Genomic DNA, 16,973 nt, shown 5'->3' on the forward strand with positions numbered 1-16,973 from the left:
ACTGGCATAGAGAAGCGCTCCAACCTTCCGAGGGAATTAATGTCAATCGCGTTCGACGCCGCTGACGGCGTGCAATCCGTATACCGGAAAATAGATCGCCGGGTGCTCGCGTTCCTCGCCGTCGGCTATTCCATCGCGTATATCGACCGTGTCAATATCGGCTTCGCGAAAATTCAAATGCAGCAGGATCTCGGGCTGGGCGACGCCGCCTACGGGTTTGGCGCGGGCCTGTTTTTTCTCGGCTACATGCTGTTCGAGATTCCGAGCAACCAGCTGTTGACCCGGATCGGCGCGCGCAAAACGCTGAGCCGCATCATGCTGCTGTGGGGCATCGCATCGATGTCGACGCTCGTCGTCACCGACGCCACCTCGTTCTACGTCATCCGGTTTCTTCTCGGCGTGTGCGAAGCCGGGTTCGCGCCCGGCATGCTCTTCTACCTGACGCGCTGGTATCCGCGCGAGCGCCTCAGCCGGGCGACGGCGCTGTTGCTCGGCGCCGCGCCGATCGGCGGCATCGTGGCCGGCCCGATCTCGGGATGGTTGCTCGAACACATGACGGACGTTGCCGGCCTCGCCGGCTGGCAGTGGATGTTCCTGATCGAAGGCATTCCCGCCGTTCTGCTCGGCACGATCGCACTCACCTGGTTGAGCGATTCGCCAAACGATGCGCGATGGCTGACAGCCGACGAAAAGCGGATGGTCGTCGAACGGCTGGACGCCGCGTCGTCGAGTCGCGAAGGGTGGCAATCCCTGAAGGTCGTGCTGCGCAATCCCGGCATCTATCGCCTGTCGGCGATCTACTTCTGCCTGATCTGCGGGGTCTACGTCGTCGGCTTCTGGCTTCCGTCGATCCTGAAAGCGGGCGGCGTGAAGAGCGTCGCCGAGATCGGCTGGTATTCCGCGATTCCGTATGCGGCAGCCGTGGCAGCGATGTATTTGCTGGCAAGACGTTCCGATCGATTGCTCGAGCGGCGTCGGCATGCCGGCGTTGCAACCGCAGCGGCCGCTGTCGCACTGGCGGTCGCCGCGATCTTCGTCGACCGTTTCGGCATCGCGATCGTCGCGATCACGATTGCGACCGCGCTGACGTTTGCGGGTTACGCGGTGTTCTGGGCCATTCCGTCGGAGTATCTCCCGACCTCGACCTCTGCGAGCGGCATCGCATTCGTCAATACCGTCGGCCTGTTCGGCGGGTTTCTCAGCCCGACGATCATCGGCACGTTGAAATCGGCGACGGGCAGCACCGCCGCCGGACTGTTCGTGATCGTCGGGTTGCTCGCGCTCGGCGCGCTGCTGCTGCTGGTGCGTCCCATCGCGTCTTCGGAGGGCGCGCGCGCATGAAGTTCTTCGTAGCCGGGTTTCTTCACGAAACCAACACCTTCGTGGCGTCGCACGCCCGCTACTGCGACTTCACGAGCGGCGCGAATGGTCCGATCGTCAGGGGCGACGCAATGCTCGCGCTGCGCGACGCGAATCTCGCCATCGGCGGCTTTATCGGCGCGCTCGATCCCGCCGCGGACATCCCGATCCCCGGCGTCTGGGCGCACGCGACGCCTTCGGGCCCGGTCACGCGAGACGCGTTCGAGCGCATCGTCGGCGAGATCGTCGAGGGGGCGCGAACCGCGAAGGCGGACGCGGTATTTCTCGATCTTCACGGGGCGATGGTTGCCGAGCACGTCGACGACGGCGAAGGGGAACTCCTGAAGCGGGTTCGCGAAGCCGTAGGGCATGGCGTGACCATCGTCGCCGCGTTGGACCTGCACGCGAACGTGACTGCTCAAATGTTCCGCTGTGCAGACGGCCTCGTCGCATACCGCACCTATCCTCATGTCGACATGGCCGATACCGGCGCGCGGGCGGCGCGTCTGATCAAGAAGCTCGCGCAGGAACGCGAGAGTCATCACCGCGGCATCCGGCGCGGGCCGTTCCTTGTCCCGATCGAAGCGATGGCGACGTCGAGCCCGCCGGCGGCGGATCTGTATGCGACGTTGGCGACGCTCGAAGCGGAACTCGGCGTCGACTTGTCGATTGCGCTCGGCTTCCCGGCCGCCGACATCGCCGAGTGCGGCCCGACGATCTGGGGATACGGCATCAGTCAAACCGCGCTCAACGAAGCGCTGGATCGCCTTTACCGCCAATTCGTGCGCCGCGAGAACGACTGGCAAGCCACCTGCCTGTCGCCCGACGAGGCCGTGAAGACCGCCGTCTCGCTCGCGGCGCATGCGAAGCGTCCGGTCGTGATCGCTGACACGCACGACAATCCGGGCGCCGGTGCAGACTCGAACACGACCGAAATGCTCGCGGCCCTGGTGCGCCACGGCGTGGCGCGCGCAGCGCTGGGGGTCATCTGCGATCCGCTCGCGGCCGCGGCGGCTCATGCCGCAGGCGTCGGGTCCGCCATCGCGCTGACCCTGGCGGAGGGCACGCCGCGCGCGTTCCGGGCGACCTTCGTCGTCGACGCGCTCTCTGACGGCGAATGCCGGCTGGAAGGGCCGATGATGCGCAATGTCACTTTGCGTCTCGGGCCGTGTGCGTGCCTGCGCATCGACGGTGTGCGCGTGGTCGTGAGCAGTGTGAAAACCCAGCTGCTGGATCGCAACCTCTATCGGATGGTTGGCATCCAGCCGGAAGCGATGGCGATTCTGGTGAACAAGAGCTCGGTTCATTTCCGTGCCGCGTTCGAGCCGATCGCCGAGGCGGTGCTGGTCGCGCGAACCGTGGACGGCATCGTCACCGATCCCGCCAGGCTGCCGTGGCGAAAACTGAACCCTTCCGTCCGGATCGCTCCAGGACATGAAGGGCAGGGCCGGATTTGACCGGAGGGAAATTACACCAGACGGCAATTGCACGTCTCGTTCAATATCATGCGCACTCCAAACCTTATTGAACGGCGGCGGACATGATGCGACACGCCCACAATATTCCTCTTCATCGGGAAGACACGACATGCCAACCTATCGGGACTTGAAAGCCCAGATTCGTACTCTTCAGGCTCAGGCGGAGCTCGCACGCAAGCGGGAAATCTCGGTCGCGGTCGAGAAGATTCGAGAAATGATCGCCGAATTCGATCTGAAACCCGAGGACCTGTTTGCTGATGTCCAGCGAAAGTCACGTCGGATCAGGCGTCGCGCGCCCGCGACGGCAAAGTATCGCGATCCGGCATCGGGTGCGCTCTGGAGCGGGCGCGGGAAGGAGCCGCGGTGGATCGCCGGTCGTGATCGCGACATGTACCTTATCCCGACGTCGACATAGACAGCTGCAACGTTCGACGCGTCCTGAGCAGTCAACCCCACATGATTCGCCCGTACTGCTGCTAAGCGACCTGGCGTCGCGCGAGCATCCCGTACGCACAATTTGCTTCACGCAATCCCATGTCCAAGACCGCCTGGGAAGAACGAATCAGTGCCGCCATCGGCGTCGTGTGCGCGGGCGTCCGTGCTTGCATCCCCGCTCGATATCGGAAGCACGCGGGCCGTCGGGATTCGGGTGTGCATGTCACGGACTCGACCGCCGCCGAGTCCGTCCAGGCAGCGATCGTTGACGCCGCCGAAGCTGAAGCATGCGTTGCGGAACTCGAGAAACTGGAGGAGCGGTATGCGATGTCGGCAACCGCATGCTTTTCAAGCGCTCACGCCCGCATTGAACTGCTTGGGTTCCGCGTGAGGAAGGCGCGGTTGCACGCGACGCGCGCACGGGTCCATGCCGATACCGCGATGCTGATTTTTCGGAGTGGAATCGACAGCGGTCTCGACGCCACTTCGCAGACGCTCAGGCACCATGCCGATCTCGCGAAGCAAGCGCGCCTGCTTGCCAGCGATCTCCTCGACATTTCGCTCGCGTCGGAAACGCGCGAGAAATCCCGATTTCCCTGGTGCGGGCGATCACGGTGGCCGCGCGCGAGCCGCCGCCCGGGTTGGTTGCGGCCGGCGTCGCCGCAAACGTCGCGCGATGCCCGGGAGCCGAAAGCTTTCGACTGAGACCGGTAACGTTGTCGGGCCCGCCTCAGCCGCCGAGCCTGTTTGCGACGCGGCCAAGGAACAGGCGCAGTGCAAGACGCTGTATCGCGGTGTCGTAGGGCGGATGAAACAACTCGATCGGGAACCAGCGGCGCTCTTCCAGCACGGCTTTCGCGTGCGACAGCTCACGGAAACCCTCCTGACCGTGGTAATTGCCGGTGCCGGACGTGCCGATGCCGCCGAACGGCAAATCGTGGTTGATCACATGCCAGCCCCAGTCGTTGACGGTCACGCCGCCGGAGTGCGTGCGCTTGAGCAGCGTCCGGTATTCGTGCTTGTCGTGGCCGAAGTAGTAGAGCGCGAGCGGGCGCGTGTCGCGCCTGACGTGCGCGATGGCGTCGTCGAATTCCCGATAGGTGAACACCGGCAGGATCGGCCCGAAGATCTCTTCGCGGGCGAGCCGCATGTCCGGCGTCACGCCCGTGACGACGTGCAGCGGAAGATGCCTGCCGCGGCTCGGCATCGCGCAGGCGATCACCCGGGCGCCGCGCGAGCGCGCATCGTCGAGCAGGTCGTTCATGCGCTGGTGCGCACGGTCGTGGATCATCGCCGTGTAGTCGGCGCTGTCGCTCGGGAAGAATTGATTGGCAGCGCTGACGACCGCCGATACGAACGCATCGACGGATTGTTCCGGCACCAGCGCATAGTCCGGCGCAACGCAGATCTGGCCGGCGTTGACGGTCTTGCCGTGGGCGATTTTGCGTGCGGCCCGCTCGAGATTCGCGCTGCGCGACACGAGCGCGGGCGATTTGCCGCCCAGTTCCAGCGTGACGGGCGTGAGATTGTCGGCGGCTGCCCGCATGACGTGGCGGCCCACCTGCGGCGACCCGGTGAACACGAGATGATCGAACGGCAACGCGCTGAATTGCCGGGCGACGTCGGCATCGCCTTCGACGACCGCGACCTGATCCTCGGAAAAGGCGTCCGCCAGCAGCGCACGCAGCGCGCGCGACGTGGCCGGCGCGAATTCGGACGTCTTGATCAGGCAGCGATTGCCGGCCGCTAGCGCGGTGGCGAGCGGGCCGAGCGCGAGATAGATCGGAAAGTTCCACGGCACCAGCACGCCGACGACACCTTTCGGCTGATACGACACGTATGCGCGATTGGTCGCGAACAGCAGCTCCGTATGCCGGCGCGAAGGCTTCATCCAGCGCTTCAAATGGCGCAGCAGATGATTGATGTGCAATACCGACGGCAGCACGTCCACGGTCGCGGTTTCCGCGTGCGCGCGTCCGCTGAAGTCCTCGTCGGCCGCGGCGACAAGGGCAGGGGTGTGCGCGATGATCGCCTGTTTCAGGCCGAGCAGCGCTTGCCGACGCTCGCGGTACGCGGGATAAGGATGCGCGTCGAACGCGACGCGCTGGCGGCGCAGCAGCAACGGCAGGGAATCGTTACGCACCGGGTCGGGATGAGGCGTCATGGTCGCTCCAAGAATTGTACTGAGCGTTCAGTACAATTAGAATATGGCGGTTCCCGGCTTGTTCTGTCAACCTGCCGCGAAGGTCTCTAGGGAAACTCCCGAGTTAGAATCGCCGATCACCTGTCCGGTCCATCCCATGACTCAAACTGCTTCAGACGAAACGGGCGCGCGTCCGTCGACGGTCAAGAACAAGCGTGGTCTCGAGACGCGGCAACGTGTGCTCGTGGTGACGAAGGCGCTCATCGGCGAGCACGGCTACTCGGAGGTGACGCTCGACCAGATCTCGAGCGCGGCGGGGGTGGCGAAGAGCAGCCTGCTCTGGCATTTCGGCAGCAAGGAGGCGTTGCTCGCCGAGGCGGTGACGAGCCTGTTCCAGGAAGTCGAGGCGCAACTGCTGCCGGAGGCCGTCGAAGGGTTGCCGGTCGCGGCGCGCACCCGCCATCTGTTCGAGCGGGTTGCAGCGTATTTCACGCGCAATCCCGAGGCCAAGGGGATCATCATGTCGCTGCTGTTCTCGGGCGGCGTGCCCGAGCAGGTGAGGGCGCAGATTCAGGCCGGCTGGCATGAACACGCCGTGTCCATCGCGTCGTTCCTCAGCATGCCTGAACGGCCGTTTCCTCCCGACCTGGCCCGGACCATGGTCGCGATGTTTCATGGCGCGTATTGCCAGTGGTACGCGGACGGGCGGACGCAGCCGATCATCACCTATCTCGCATCGGCCCAGCAGCTCATTCTCGATTGGCTCGACGGCCCGCGTTGAAATCGCGGGGCGCGTCGCGCGCGACCGTTCCCGCTAGTGGAGCTGCTGCAGGAATGCCGCGAGCTTCCGGCCGAGCATGCGATGGTGATCGGCCGAAAAGTGGACGCCGTCCACCGGACTGACTTCGATGATCTCGCCGACGTCCAGAAAATGCGCGCCGGCATCGCGGGCCATCTGCGCGTACAGGCTTGCGAGCTGGCGAGACTTTGCCGCGCCGCCCGCGAAGATCTCGCCGAGGAACCCGACCTCGACGACCGGGGCGGGCGCCATCAGCACCACCTGCGGCGTCGCGCCCGCAGGGCCTGCGCGGCACGCGTCCAGTTCGGCGAGCAACACGCCGACCGAGACCGCGATGTCGGCGGGCGTGACCGAGAAGCGCGCTTTCAGGTCGTTCGTGCCGAGCATCAGCACGACGACGTCGATCGGCAAATGGCTTTCCAGGCACGGGCGCAGATACGACAGGCCGTTCTTGTGCCGGCCTTCGATCGGGTCGTCATGGACGGTCGTGCGGGCGGGCAAGCCTTCTTCGACGACCCGCCAGCCCGCGCCCAGCGTTTGCGCGAGCACGCCCGTCCAGCGGTCGTCGCGGTCGAAGCGTTCCAGCACGGCGGGGCGCGTCATCGGACGCGTGCCGTGGGTGTTCGAGTCTCCGTAGCAGAGCACGGTCTTCTGCGTCATCGTCATCTCCCTGGTTATTCGTTGATTGCGTCGCGCACCTGAGCGGGTTCGGGGCGACGGTCATTCCTTCGGCAGGCGCAGGACGTCGAGCGCTTCCTGCGAGAACTCGACCCAGAGCTGCTCTTGCGCGATGCCCGCCTTCAGCACCAGATGCTGCAGACGCTTCGCGCGGGAGGCCGTCTCCGGCGGGAAATCGCGCGCCTCGATCTGCCGGTACAGATCGAGTCGTTCCTGGTGCAGCGCCATGTGTCGCCTGATCTCTTCTTCCAGACCGGCGGGGCCGAGCACCGCCTCCGCGCGCAGCCGGACCAGCAGCGCCTCGCGCAGCGTCGTCGGGTCTTCCTGCTCGGCAATCCAGCGCCGCAGCTCCTTTTTGCCGGCCGGCAGGATCCGGTACGCGCGCTTGCGGCCGCGCCCGGTTTCGGCCGGCAGCGATTCGATCCACCCCAGTTCCTCGATGCGGCCCAGCTCGCGATAGATCTGCTGATGGGTCGCCTGCCAGAAATAGCCGATCGAACGATCGAAGCGGCCGGCGAGTTCCGAGCCGGAACCGGGGCGTTCGGCAAGAGAGGTGAGAAGCGCGTGAGGCAAGGACATGTCGAATCGAGGGAATCCACAAGATGCATCGCATCTTGCCATATCGGGGACACAAGGTAAGCGACATGGCTCTGTTTGTGCAACATGTTGCATAAACGAAAACCACGAGCTAGTATCAATGCAACTGGTTGCATAAACATGGAGACGATCGATGGCCCGCTATCCCCACTTGACCGCCCCGCTCGATCTCGGCTTCACGTCGCTCAGGAACCGCGTGCTGATGGGCTCGATGCACGTCGGCCTGGAGGAGGCGCCGAACGGCTTCGAACGGATGGCGGCGTTCTACGCGGAACGGGCGCGGGGGGAGGCCGGCCTGATCGTGACGGGCGGCATTGCGCCGAACGAGCGCGGCCGTCCGGCGCCCGGCGGCGCGATGCTGACGACGGAGGCCGAGGCCGAGCGCCATCGCGCGGTGACGCGCGCGGTACACGCGGAAGGCGGCCGGATCGCGCTGCAGATCCTGCATTTCGGCCGCTACGCGTATCATCCGGCGCTCGTCGCGCCGAGCCCGCTGAAGGCGCCGATCAACCCGTTCACGCCGCACGCGCTGAGCGGCGCCGAGGTCGAGGAGACGATCGCCGATTTCGTCCGCTGCGCCGCGCTCGCGCAGTATGCGGGCTACGACGGCGTCGAGATCATGGGCTCCGAGGGTTACCTGATCAACGAGTTCATCGTCGCGCGCACGAACCATCGCGACGACGCATGGGGCGGCGCGTACGAGAACCGCATCCGCTTTCCGGTCGAGATCGTGCGGCGAGTGCGCGAGCGGGTCGGCGCGAACTTCATCGTCATCTACCGGCTGTCGATGCTCGATCTCGTCGAGGGCGGCTCGACGCTGGACGAGGTGATCCGGCTCGCCCGCGCGATCGAGGCAGCCGGCGCGACGATCATCAACACCGGCATCGGCTGGCACGAGGCGCGCATTCCGACCATCGCCACCAAGGTGCCGCGCGCCGCCTATGCGTGGGTCACGCGGCAACTGATGGGCAAGGTCGGCATTCCGCTCGTGGCGACCAATCGGATCAACACGCCGGAAGTCGCCGAACGGCTGATCGCCGACGGCGATTGCGACATGGTGTCGATGGCGCGGCCATTCCTGGCCGATGCCGATTTCGTGCGCAAGGCGCGCGACGGGCGTGCGGATGAAATCAACACCTGCATCGGCTGCAACCAGGCGTGCCTGGACCACACGTTCAGCGGCAGGATCACGTCCTGCCTCGTGAACCCGCGCGCGTGCCACGAAACCGAACTCGTGATTCGCCCCGCGCAGCAGCGCAAGCGGATCGCGGTGGTCGGCGCCGGCCCGGCGGGGCTCAGCTTCGCGGTGACGGCGGCCGAACGCGGCCATGCGGTGACGCTGTACGAGGCCGGCTCCGAGATCGGCGGGCAGTTCAACATCGCCAAAAAGGTGCCCGGCAAGGAGGAGTTCAACGAGACGCTGCGCTATTTCCGCCGGCAAATCGAGCTGCGCGGCGTCGACCTTCGGCTCGATACGCGCGCTACCGCCGAGCTGCTGCTGCAGGGCGGCTTCGACGACGTGGTGCTGGCGACAGGCATCGTCCCGCGCGTGCCGCCGATCGACGGCATCGACCATCCGAAGGCGCTCGGCTACCTCGACGTGCTGCGCGACGGCAAGGACGTGGGGCGCAGCGTCGCCATCGTCGGCGCCGGCGGGATCGGCTTCGACGTGGCCGAGTTCCTGACGCACAGCGGCGACAGCGCGAGCCTGAATCCCGACCGGTTCTTCGCCGAATGGGGCGTCGATCCCGCGTACGGGGATGCCGGCGGCTTGCGCGAGCCGCAGCCCGAACCGGCGCCGCGGCAGGTGCAGCTGCTGCAGCGCAAGACGTCCAGGGTCGGCGACCAGCTGGGCAAGACCACCGGGTGGATCCATCGTGCGGCACTGAAGGTGCGCGGTGTGGGCATGTCGTCGTCGGTCACGTACCGGCGCATCGATGACGACGGCTTCCACGTGACGATCGACGGCGTCGAGCGAACGCTGCCGGTGGACAACGTGGTGATCTGCGCCGGACAGGAGCCGTTGCGCGAACTGGCCGAGCAGTTGCAGGCCGCGGGTCGCACGGTCCATCTGATCGGCGGCGCCTGCGAGGCCGCCGAGCTCGACGCCAAGCGCGCGATCCGGCAGGGCATGACACTTGCCGCGACCCTTTGATACCCGATCCGCGCCCCATCCATTCACGCCTGACGATACAGGAGCACTCGATGACGCAAGTACCGATGCCTCTCCATCCCGCTGTCGCGAAATCGCTCGAAACGTGGCATGCGCTGGTCGAACGCAAGGACCTGGGCACGCTGGAAGCGATCGTCCATCCGGACGCCGTGTTCCGCTCGCCGATGGCGTTCAAGCCTTACGGGCCGGCGCCCGCGCTGCTGATGGCGCTGCGGACGGTGATCACGATCTTCAAGGACTTCACCTATCACCGCCAGTTCGGCAGCGACGACGGCATGAGCGTGGTGCTGGAATTCAGCGCGACCGTCGGCGACAAGCAGCTCAAGGGGATCGACATGATCCGCTTCGACACCGACGGGCGGATCGTCGAATTCGAGGTCATGATTCGTCCGCTCAACGGTCTGCAGGCGCTCGGCGCGGAAATGGGCGCCCGGCTCGGACAGGTTCTGCCTGCGTTCAAGTTTAATGGCTGAATCGATTGCAAACCGACGATGGCGAAAATCGGGGGCCGCGGCCGCGAACGGTCTGTTCGCGTCGGGAAGAGGGAAGTAGAGAGGGGAGCGCACTGGCGTCACGGGCGCGCCGCCGCCAAACCGGCGAGCGCTTGCGGCCGGGTGCGAAGCGTTGCAGCGGCGCGTCAGGCCGGCGCTTTCATCGCGCCGCACGCCTGATCCACCACTCGCGCCGGCAGCGTGATCACGAACCGCGCGCCGCCGAGCGGCGAATCCTCTAGCCGCACGTCGCCACCGTGCACGAGCGCGACGCGCCGCACGATCGCGAGCCCGAGACCGAACCCGCCCGTCTGGCGGTCGCGGCTCGAATCGAGCCGCTGAAACGGCTCGAACACGCGCGCGCGGTCGGCCGCCGGAATCCCCGGGCCGTCGTCGTCGACGCTCAGCACGAGCGCACCGTCGGCGCCGGCCGTCGCGGCAAGCGAGACCGTCTTCGCCGCATAGCGCAGGCCGTTGCGGATCAGGTTCAACAGCGCCCGCGCGACGAGCTTCGGGTCGCACTCGTGGCTCGCCGGCGCGTCGCGCGTCGACACGTCGAGCGCGAGCCCGCGATCGGCGACGTCGTTCGCGATGCTGCCGGCAATGCTGTCGATCAGGTCCGCGACGGCGACCCGCATCGGCGCGAGTTCGCTTTGTCCCTGCTCGAGCCGGCCGATCGTGAGAAGCTCGGTGACGAGCTCGTCGAGTTCCCGCACGTCGCCGAGCAGCGCGTCGCGTTGCTCGCGCATCCGCTCCGTCTCGTTCGGCGCCGCGAGCAACGCGAGCCCGAATTCGAGCCGCGCGAGCGGCGTCTTCAGTTCGTGCGAGATGCCGTGCATCATCTCGCGCTGCTGCTGGATCGACGCTTCGATCCGCTGCGCCATGTCGTTGAACTGCTGCGACAGCTCGTAGATGTTCGACTTGTGCGACAGCTGGGCGCGCGTCGACAAGTAGCCCGCGCCGAACGAGCGCGCGGCGTCCTGCAGCTTGCGCAGGTCGCGCCAGTGATAATTCACCCACGTCACGACCGCGAACAGTGTCGCGATCGCGAGCACCAGGTAAGCGTAGATGCGGATGTCCAGATCCGGCGCCTCGGCCGGACGGGCGTGCAGCACGGAGCCGTCCGCGAGCGGCATGTAGTAATCGCTGCCGTCGTAGCTGATCGCGATCTTGCCGCTGTCGAGGTCGCGCAGCGGTATGCCGCTCAGCCGCGCGCGGGCGTCGGCCATCGACATGAAACCGAAGCCGGCGGTGCCGTGCCGCGCCAGTTCGCGCAGCGCGAACGCCCGCTGCGGGCCCGGATGGCGCTCGAGGTAATCGTTCAGCACGAACGCGTAGGTGGTCAGCGAATCGCGCGTGGCCTGCGCGCCCCGCTCGTAGAAGATCCGGTCGAATGACAGCTGGATGAACAGGATCGCGACCGCGACGCACGCGATCACGATGAGGTACAGCCTGATCAGCGAGCGCAGCATTCACTCATCCCACGCGGAAGGGCTGAACAGATAGCCGCGGCCCCAGATCGTCTTGATCTTGTGCGGCTCCGACGACGCGTCCTCGAAGCGGCGGCGCAGCCGCGAGATGCCGGAATCGACCGAGCGGTCGAGCCCGTCGAACTCGATTCCGCGCAATTGCTTCAGGATGTCGTCGCGGCTCAGCACGGTGCCGGCGGCGCGCGCGAGGATCAGCAGCAGGTTGAACTCGGCGGTCTTCAGGTCGACCGGCTCGCCGCGCCACGTGACGGTGCGGTTCGGCGGCGAGATCGTCAGTTCGCCGAACACGAGCGATTCCGGCGCCGCGCTGGCGGCGGCCGGGCTCGCGGGCTGCGCGCGCCGCAGCAGCGCGCGGGCGCGGGCGACGAGCACGCGCGGCTCGATCGGCTTCGTCACGTAGTCGTCGGCGCCCGTCTCGAGGCCGGCGACCTGGTCGTACACGTCGGCGCGCGCGGTCATGATCAGCACGGGCACGTTCGAGAACGCGCGAATCCGGCGGCAGACTTCCATGCCGTCGAGATTCGGCAGCATCAGGTCGAGTATCACGAGCGACGGCTGGTGCTCGCGCACCGCCGCAATGGCGAGATCGCCGCGCCGCACGACCGTCACCGCGAACTCGTAGCCGTCGAGATATTCGCGAATCAGCTGCGCAAGGCGGTCGTCGTCCTCGATCAGCAGGACGCGATATTTGAGCGGGTCTTCGTTCATGGTCTCCTCGGAATGCACGCGCCGCCGCGCAGCAGGGCGGACGCGGCGGGGCAGGCACGCGGATTTTATCCGGCGCGCCGGCGGCCGGGGCGCGACCGCGACACTCCTCAACAATCGAACACAATTGCGCACAGATTTGCTTCAGTTTCCGGACAGTTTCGGCGCGCGGCGGCTCCTAGACTTCGGACTCCCTGACTTTGATCCGAATATCGTGCGCCCAACCCTCCGCCGTTACCGCTATTGCATGCCGCTTGCCGGCCTGACCCTTGCCGCCGCCGCGCATGCGGAGAACGAATACACGATCTCGCTCGGCGGCGGCTTCGCGCCGCGCTACCAGGGCAGCAGCCAGTATCGGGGCCTCGTCGCGCCGTCGTTTTCCGCGACGTTCGACAACGGTCTGTTCATCGGCGAGGGCGGCATCGGTTACCGGATGAACCTGCCGCACGACGTGTTCGTGTCGGCGGCGGTGAGCTACGATCCGGGCCGCACGGACGAGAACCGCTTCGACCTGCCGGGCTCCGACTACCTGAAGGGGATGGGTCGGATTCCCGGATCGGTGCTCGTCGGCGTGCGCGCCGGCGTGAAGCTCTACGGCAATGCGATGCTGAGCGTGACGCTCGATACGCCCGTCACGCACACGACGCGCGGCGTGTCCGGGCAGGTCGATCTCGCGGTGCCGGTGTTCAAGTCGGCCAAGGACGAGATCGTCGTGACGGGCAGCGTGCACGGCGGGTCGGGGCGCTACATGCAGACGTTCTACGGCGTGACGGACGCGCAGGCGGCGTCGAGCCGCTTCCGGCCGTATTCGGCGGGCGGCGGGATCGACAGCGTGTCGATGTCGGCCGCGTGGACGCGCGCGGTGTCGCAGCACTGGTCGATTCTCGCGACGGCGGGCGTGTCGCGGCTGCTCGGCCGCGCCGGCAACAGCCCGATCGTGCAGTCGCGCACCAACTACTTCGGGATGGCGGGCGTGAGCTACCGGTTCTGAGGGCGACGGGGCGGCGCGCGGGCCCTGCGTGCTTCGTTGAAAACCGTCCGCCGCATCGGGCGCGTGTCGGATTATTGTAAGATTCGACCCGTCCTGCGCGCAGGTCATGCCGCAACGTTCGCGTGGAATCCATATGAGCGGCAGCATGCGCGACGATGGCGACCGGTTTCGATCGGCCGGGCCACCGCGGCGAAACGGCGCGCAGGCGAGCATCGCACCGTTCATGCACCGGACGGTAGCGGACCGTCCGTCAAATCCGGCAGGGCCCCGGAAAGGGAGGCACACATGAAAAATCTGATTTCGATCGTCGCCGCGATGGTTGCATGCGCATCGATTGCGGGGTGTGGGAACCCCAGCCAGAACACGAGAGAGAACGCGATGCCGAATCATGGAGGCTCCGAAGCGGCCGCCACCTGCAAGGCCGATGCCGCGCCCGACGATGCATTGGTCGGCAAGCCGGAAGCGGAGGCGGCCGCGATGCTCGGCGGTTGCGCGTGGCGGGTCGGCGAGCGCGACGGCCGGTCGTTGCCGGGCACGATGGATTACCGGGAAGATCGGCGAAATCTGGGCATCGAGGCAGGCAAGGTGATCTGGGTGCGTCGCGGTTGACTGTCGGACGTGGCGCCTTCGAGATTGGCTGATGGATGATTTGCGCTCGTTCTACGAGCGGGAACTGACATTTCCGCGTCATCGTGCGCGTGAGTTTGCCGACCGATACCCGAAGATCGCGACGCGCATGCAGCTCACGAGCGGGGCGGACGGCGGCAGCGACGATCCCCATGTCGCGCGTCATCGACGACGACTACCCCGGATTCACGCAGGCGCTTGTTGAAGCCCTGTATCCGCATTATCTGCGTCCGTTTCCGTCGTGCTCGATCGCCTGCTTCGACGTCGACGCGAGCCGCGCGGCGCAGATGTCGGCGGCGGTCGTCGTTCCGCGCGGCACCGAACTGTACAGCCGGCCGGTGAAGGGCGCCGAGCTATTCTTCCGGACCGCATACGACGTGACGCTGTCGCTGCCGCAACTGACGGACGCGTGTTCGGGCAGTACATCAACTCACGACATCTGGTCGACGTGACAATGGCGCAGCTTGACGGCAACTGGCAGCGCTTGACCGAGACGAACTTGATGGGCCGCGGAATGTTCAACAAAAGCCAGAAATTCCGAAGCACTACATGCAAGGCTTCCGTGACTGGTTTGACGAAAAAAGCGGGAGCGACGTGATGCAGACTGAACGCTCGCCGCGCGCGGCCCGTGTCGACTTGCCGGTACGTTGCGGCATGGAGCCGAAATGGAGCGGCGATGATCCGCACAGCGCGACACCGACGATCAGGACGGGCAACGGCGTTTGTCGAGTGGGAGGGCGGACAAGCGGAATGGCGCAACGCAGCCCGGGGCAGATCAAGCCTTCGCCGCCATTGTCTTTCACGTTCGACGGCAATCGCGTGACCTATTATTCGCGTGGACGGGATCTGGACATCATGCCGCCTGCGAAGTACACGGGAATCGGAAAGTACACGGCAGAACTGAACGACCGCTACCGGCCGGAGATCGACCAGATGAAGCGGATTCTGGCCAATCACGAGATCGCTTCGGTCCCGGGCCGGAATATCGGATCGGTCCTGAGATATTCGTTCGATCAGAATGGAACGCGGTACGAGGGCGATCTTCAGTATCGATCCAGCGACGAGATCAACTGCAAGCTGTCGTTTCTTTACGAACTTGCGCAGGATTTGCTTGTGCACGGCAAGCCGGAAATCAACCTGCATCCGGCGTTCGCCGTGCATGCCGCGTCGCGAAATCTGGTGGTGGATGTCGTGTTCAAAAATGATGGGGAACAGGAGGTCGTCATCGACAGTCCTGAGCAATGGTCGCCGCAACCGGTACGCCCGAACGTGCAGTACGTCCAGATCGGCGCGCGCGACGACGCCGGCGTCAGGTTCAAGGTCACACTGGTTGCGAAGTACTTGAGTGCCGCCTCCCGTTCCTATGCGTCCGCGATTTCCGTCAAACCGGGGCAGCCGGTCAAGGTCGAATTCGTCGTGCCCTATACGGAACTCGCGTTCGATCCGGGTTCGTCCGCGCAGCAGATCCATGCGGGCACCTGCCGGATTGCAGGGACAGCTAATCTCAACATACAGTCGCCCGCCGAAATGAAGGGAAAGGTATTGACGCGGATGGACACGCTGCCCGCCGTTGAACTGACCGAGCAGTAATGCGAGCGCCGGGCACCTCGAATGCCTGGATTCGAGACACCGCCCCCGCGAGCCCCGAACGAACACACCATGTCGATCCAATCTGACCGCACCCACGCCTTCCTCGGCGGCTGGTACGCATCTTCTACCCGCGCGTCGATGCGCAGGAGCTCGATGCGTTGCGGCGCGGGAGCCGGCCGGACGCGATCGTCGCCGAACTGCGGCGCAATGGACGGATTCCGGTCGACGCCGATCCGTTCGCGACCTGCGCAAACGTGCGAAGCGTCATCGCGCAGCTCGACGCGCTGGCTTACCGGACCGCCGCGATCCTGGCGATGTATCCGGGCGCGTCGCCCGACGATGCGGCGCTCGCCGAATGCATCGCCGGCCATCGCGACGATCACGACGCATTGTGCGAGGCCGTGCACGACCGCGTATTCGAGCGTCACGCGCATGCGGCGGGGCCGGAGGCGCAACATCGACGGCGCGGGCGCTTTTCTCGTTCGGCGGCCGCGCGGAATCGCTACGATCTGCCGTCACCGGTGCAGCAGGACAAGGATGCAAGTTTGCGGGGGTATCGATGAAATTCAGTCAGGGATGGCGCGCGCTGGCGCTGGCAGGGCTCGGCGTGCTGGCGGCGTGCGGCAGGCACGGCGGCACGGAAGCAGCGGCGGCGGAGCCGCGCGCCGTATGCGTCACGGGGTACAACGAGTACGGCCGCAAGCTCCACGAGTTCTGGCTCGACAACGAGCACAAGTCGGGGTGCTTCGGTAACCCGTCAGCGCGGGAAGCGGGCGAAGCGTTCGGCGGCGGCGGCGGCTTCGCGTGCGGCTGCAAGGTGACGCCGGGCCAGAAGGTGAAACTGTTCTGGGAATTCGCGCAGCCGCTGGACGCGATCCAGCGCGGCGTCCCGCCCGAGCGCAAGACGATCGACGTGACGATTCCTCTGCCGGAGTCGCCCACGTCGCGTTACCTGCGCGTGTATTTCCGGAAGAACGGCACCGCCGAGCTGCAGTGGGTGGACGACATGAACGCGCCCGAAGTGAAACCGACGCAGGAGAAGTGAGCGCCATGGCCGGGATCAACCAGAAGCAGGCGTTGAAACAACTGGGCGGCGAAGTGCCCGGGTCGATGTTCAACCCCGATCCGCAGGCGCAGGCGTTGTTCTGGCTCCGGAACAATCCGGGCGCGCGCCTGCCGCAAGTCGAACGGATGTATCCGATCTTCGTCAGGCAGGCACATGCACGACAGCATGGCCGACAGCGACATTGACGCCGTGTACAGCCATGTCGTCGCGATCAAGAGCTACATGAACGCCCGAGCGATGCAGAAAATCGCGACGGCGCCGGACAAGACGTTTCTCGATCGCGTCGCGGATGCGTACCACGCGCTGCTGCCGTCTGGCGCTGCGGCGCCCGCGGTCCGCTAGCGTTCCGGA

Annotated in this window: 19 protein-coding genes and 1 pseudogene; 15 read left to right on the top strand and 5 right to left on the bottom strand. The window is 66.0% G+C overall.

What is annotated here, in order from left to right; all coding sequences use genetic code 11:
- Window positions 1–39: 39 nt before the first annotated feature.
- The 4 genes from ACFIMZ_RS07210 to ACFIMZ_RS07225 all read left to right on the top strand — a co-directional run bounded on the left by ACFIMZ_RS07210 (window position 40) and on the right by ACFIMZ_RS07225 (window position 3,977).
- The gene (locus ACFIMZ_RS07210) at window positions 40–1,341 is read left to right on the top strand and encodes an MFS transporter (protein WP_431822019.1); all 1,302 of its coding nucleotides are present in this window, start codon (window positions 40–42) and stop codon (window positions 1,339–1,341) included.
- Window positions 1,338–2,816: a M81 family metallopeptidase gene (locus tag ACFIMZ_RS07215; RefSeq protein ID WP_431822020.1), complete on the top strand. Its 1,479-nt coding sequence runs from the start codon at window positions 1,338–1,340 to the stop codon at window positions 2,814–2,816. Before ACFIMZ_RS07210 ends, ACFIMZ_RS07215 begins: the two co-directional genes overlap by 4 nt.
- A 130-nt stretch (window positions 2,817–2,946) precedes the next feature.
- Window positions 2,947–3,252, top strand: coding sequence for an H-NS histone family protein (locus tag ACFIMZ_RS07220; protein WP_431822021.1), 306 nt, complete (start codon window positions 2,947–2,949; stop codon window positions 3,250–3,252).
- Window positions 3,253–3,371: 119 nt separating this feature from the next.
- The gene (locus ACFIMZ_RS07225) at window positions 3,372–3,977 is read left to right on the top strand and encodes a hypothetical protein (protein WP_431822022.1); all 606 of its coding nucleotides are present in this window, start codon (window positions 3,372–3,374) and stop codon (window positions 3,975–3,977) included.
- A gap of 25 nt (window positions 3,978–4,002) precedes the next feature.
- Here the strand turns inward: ACFIMZ_RS07225 and ACFIMZ_RS07230 are convergent, their stop codons facing one another.
- Window positions 4,003–5,436 (bottom strand): coniferyl aldehyde dehydrogenase, encoded by a 1,434-nt coding sequence (locus ACFIMZ_RS07230; protein ID WP_431822023.1) that lies wholly within the window; start codon window positions 5,434–5,436, stop codon window positions 4,003–4,005.
- A gap of 136 nt (window positions 5,437–5,572) precedes the next feature.
- Between ACFIMZ_RS07230 and ACFIMZ_RS07235 the strand changes: the two genes are divergently transcribed.
- The gene (locus ACFIMZ_RS07235) at window positions 5,573–6,196 is read left to right on the top strand and encodes a TetR/AcrR family transcriptional regulator (RefSeq protein ID WP_431822024.1); all 624 of its coding nucleotides are present in this window, start codon (window positions 5,573–5,575) and stop codon (window positions 6,194–6,196) included.
- Window positions 6,197–6,229: 33 nt separating this feature from the next.
- Here ACFIMZ_RS07235 and ACFIMZ_RS07240 read toward each other — a convergent pair whose 3' ends face one another.
- Together ACFIMZ_RS07240 and ACFIMZ_RS07245 are read right to left on the bottom strand one after the other, a co-directional pair.
- A complete protein-coding gene (locus ACFIMZ_RS07240) occupies window positions 6,230–6,874 on the bottom strand; it encodes an SGNH/GDSL hydrolase family protein (protein WP_431822025.1) in 645 nt (214 codons plus the stop codon).
- A 60-nt stretch (window positions 6,875–6,934) separates the two neighbouring features.
- Window positions 6,935–7,471 carry a PadR family transcriptional regulator gene (locus tag ACFIMZ_RS07245; RefSeq protein WP_431822026.1) on the bottom strand — a complete coding sequence of 179 codons (537 nt, stop codon included), beginning with the start codon at window positions 7,469–7,471 and terminating at the stop codon, window positions 6,935–6,937.
- Window positions 7,472–7,622: 151 nt separating this feature from the next.
- On the opposite strand from ACFIMZ_RS07245, the gene ACFIMZ_RS07250 reads away from it, so the two are divergent.
- Both ACFIMZ_RS07250 and ACFIMZ_RS07255 read left to right on the top strand, forming a co-directional pair.
- On the top strand, window positions 7,623–9,644 hold the full coding sequence (locus ACFIMZ_RS07250) for an FAD-dependent oxidoreductase (protein ID WP_431822027.1): 2,022 nt from the start codon (window positions 7,623–7,625) through the stop codon (window positions 9,642–9,644).
- A 50-nt stretch (window positions 9,645–9,694) separates the two neighbouring features.
- The gene (locus ACFIMZ_RS07255) at window positions 9,695–10,135 is read left to right on the top strand and encodes a nuclear transport factor 2 family protein (RefSeq protein ID WP_431822028.1); all 441 of its coding nucleotides are present in this window, start codon (window positions 9,695–9,697) and stop codon (window positions 10,133–10,135) included.
- Window positions 10,136–10,299: 164 nt separating this feature from the next.
- On the opposite strand, the gene ACFIMZ_RS07260 is transcribed toward ACFIMZ_RS07255, so the two are convergent.
- Together ACFIMZ_RS07260 and ACFIMZ_RS07265 are read right to left on the bottom strand one after the other, a co-directional pair.
- A complete protein-coding gene (locus tag ACFIMZ_RS07260; protein WP_431822029.1) occupies window positions 10,300–11,625 on the bottom strand; it encodes an ATP-binding protein in 1,326 nt (441 codons plus the stop codon).
- Window positions 11,626–12,351: a response regulator gene (locus ACFIMZ_RS07265; RefSeq protein ID WP_431822030.1), complete on the bottom strand. Its 726-nt coding sequence runs from the start codon at window positions 12,349–12,351 to the stop codon at window positions 11,626–11,628.
- 244 nt (window positions 12,352–12,595) lie between these two features.
- Between ACFIMZ_RS07265 and ACFIMZ_RS07270 the strand changes: the two genes are divergently transcribed.
- The 8 genes and pseudogenes from ACFIMZ_RS07270 to ACFIMZ_RS07305 all read left to right on the top strand — a co-directional run bounded on the left by ACFIMZ_RS07270 (window position 12,596) and on the right by ACFIMZ_RS07305 (window position 16,964).
- On the top strand, window positions 12,596–13,339 hold the full coding sequence (locus ACFIMZ_RS07270) for a MipA/OmpV family protein (RefSeq protein ID WP_431822442.1): 744 nt from the start codon (window positions 12,596–12,598) through the stop codon (window positions 13,337–13,339).
- Between the two features lie 285 nt (window positions 13,340–13,624).
- Window positions 13,625–13,948: an LptM family lipoprotein gene (locus tag ACFIMZ_RS07275; RefSeq protein ID WP_431822443.1), complete on the top strand. Its 324-nt coding sequence runs from the start codon at window positions 13,625–13,627 to the stop codon at window positions 13,946–13,948.
- A gap of 31 nt (window positions 13,949–13,979) precedes the next feature.
- A pseudogene (locus ACFIMZ_RS07280) lies at window positions 13,980–14,376 on the top strand (type VI secretion system baseplate subunit TssF); the annotation flags it as partial.
- 139 nt (window positions 14,377–14,515) lie between these two features.
- Window positions 14,516–15,556, top strand: a complete 1,041-nt coding sequence (locus ACFIMZ_RS07285) for a hypothetical protein (RefSeq protein WP_431822031.1) — start codon at window positions 14,516–14,518, stop codon at window positions 15,554–15,556.
- 158 nt (window positions 15,557–15,714) lie between these two features.
- A complete protein-coding gene (locus tag ACFIMZ_RS07290) occupies window positions 15,715–16,119 on the top strand; it encodes a hypothetical protein (protein WP_431822032.1) in 405 nt (134 codons plus the stop codon).
- Window positions 16,116–16,601 carry a hypothetical protein gene (locus ACFIMZ_RS07295; RefSeq protein WP_431822033.1) on the top strand — a complete coding sequence of 162 codons (486 nt, stop codon included), beginning with the start codon at window positions 16,116–16,118 and terminating at the stop codon, window positions 16,599–16,601. The genes ACFIMZ_RS07290 and ACFIMZ_RS07295 overlap by 4 nt, the downstream gene beginning before the upstream one ends.
- Before the next feature lie 5 nt (window positions 16,602–16,606).
- The gene (locus ACFIMZ_RS07300) at window positions 16,607–16,807 is read left to right on the top strand and encodes a hypothetical protein (RefSeq protein WP_431822034.1); all 201 of its coding nucleotides are present in this window, start codon (window positions 16,607–16,609) and stop codon (window positions 16,805–16,807) included.
- A complete protein-coding gene (locus ACFIMZ_RS07305; RefSeq protein ID WP_431822035.1) occupies window positions 16,788–16,964 on the top strand; it encodes a hypothetical protein in 177 nt (58 codons plus the stop codon). The genes ACFIMZ_RS07300 and ACFIMZ_RS07305 overlap by 20 nt, the downstream gene beginning before the upstream one ends.
- Window positions 16,965–16,973 lie beyond the last annotated feature (9 nt).

The organism is Burkholderia sp. F1 (genome assembly GCF_050813845.1).
GTDB classification, from domain to species: Bacteria; Pseudomonadota; Gammaproteobacteria; order Burkholderiales; family Burkholderiaceae; genus Burkholderia; species Burkholderia ubonensis.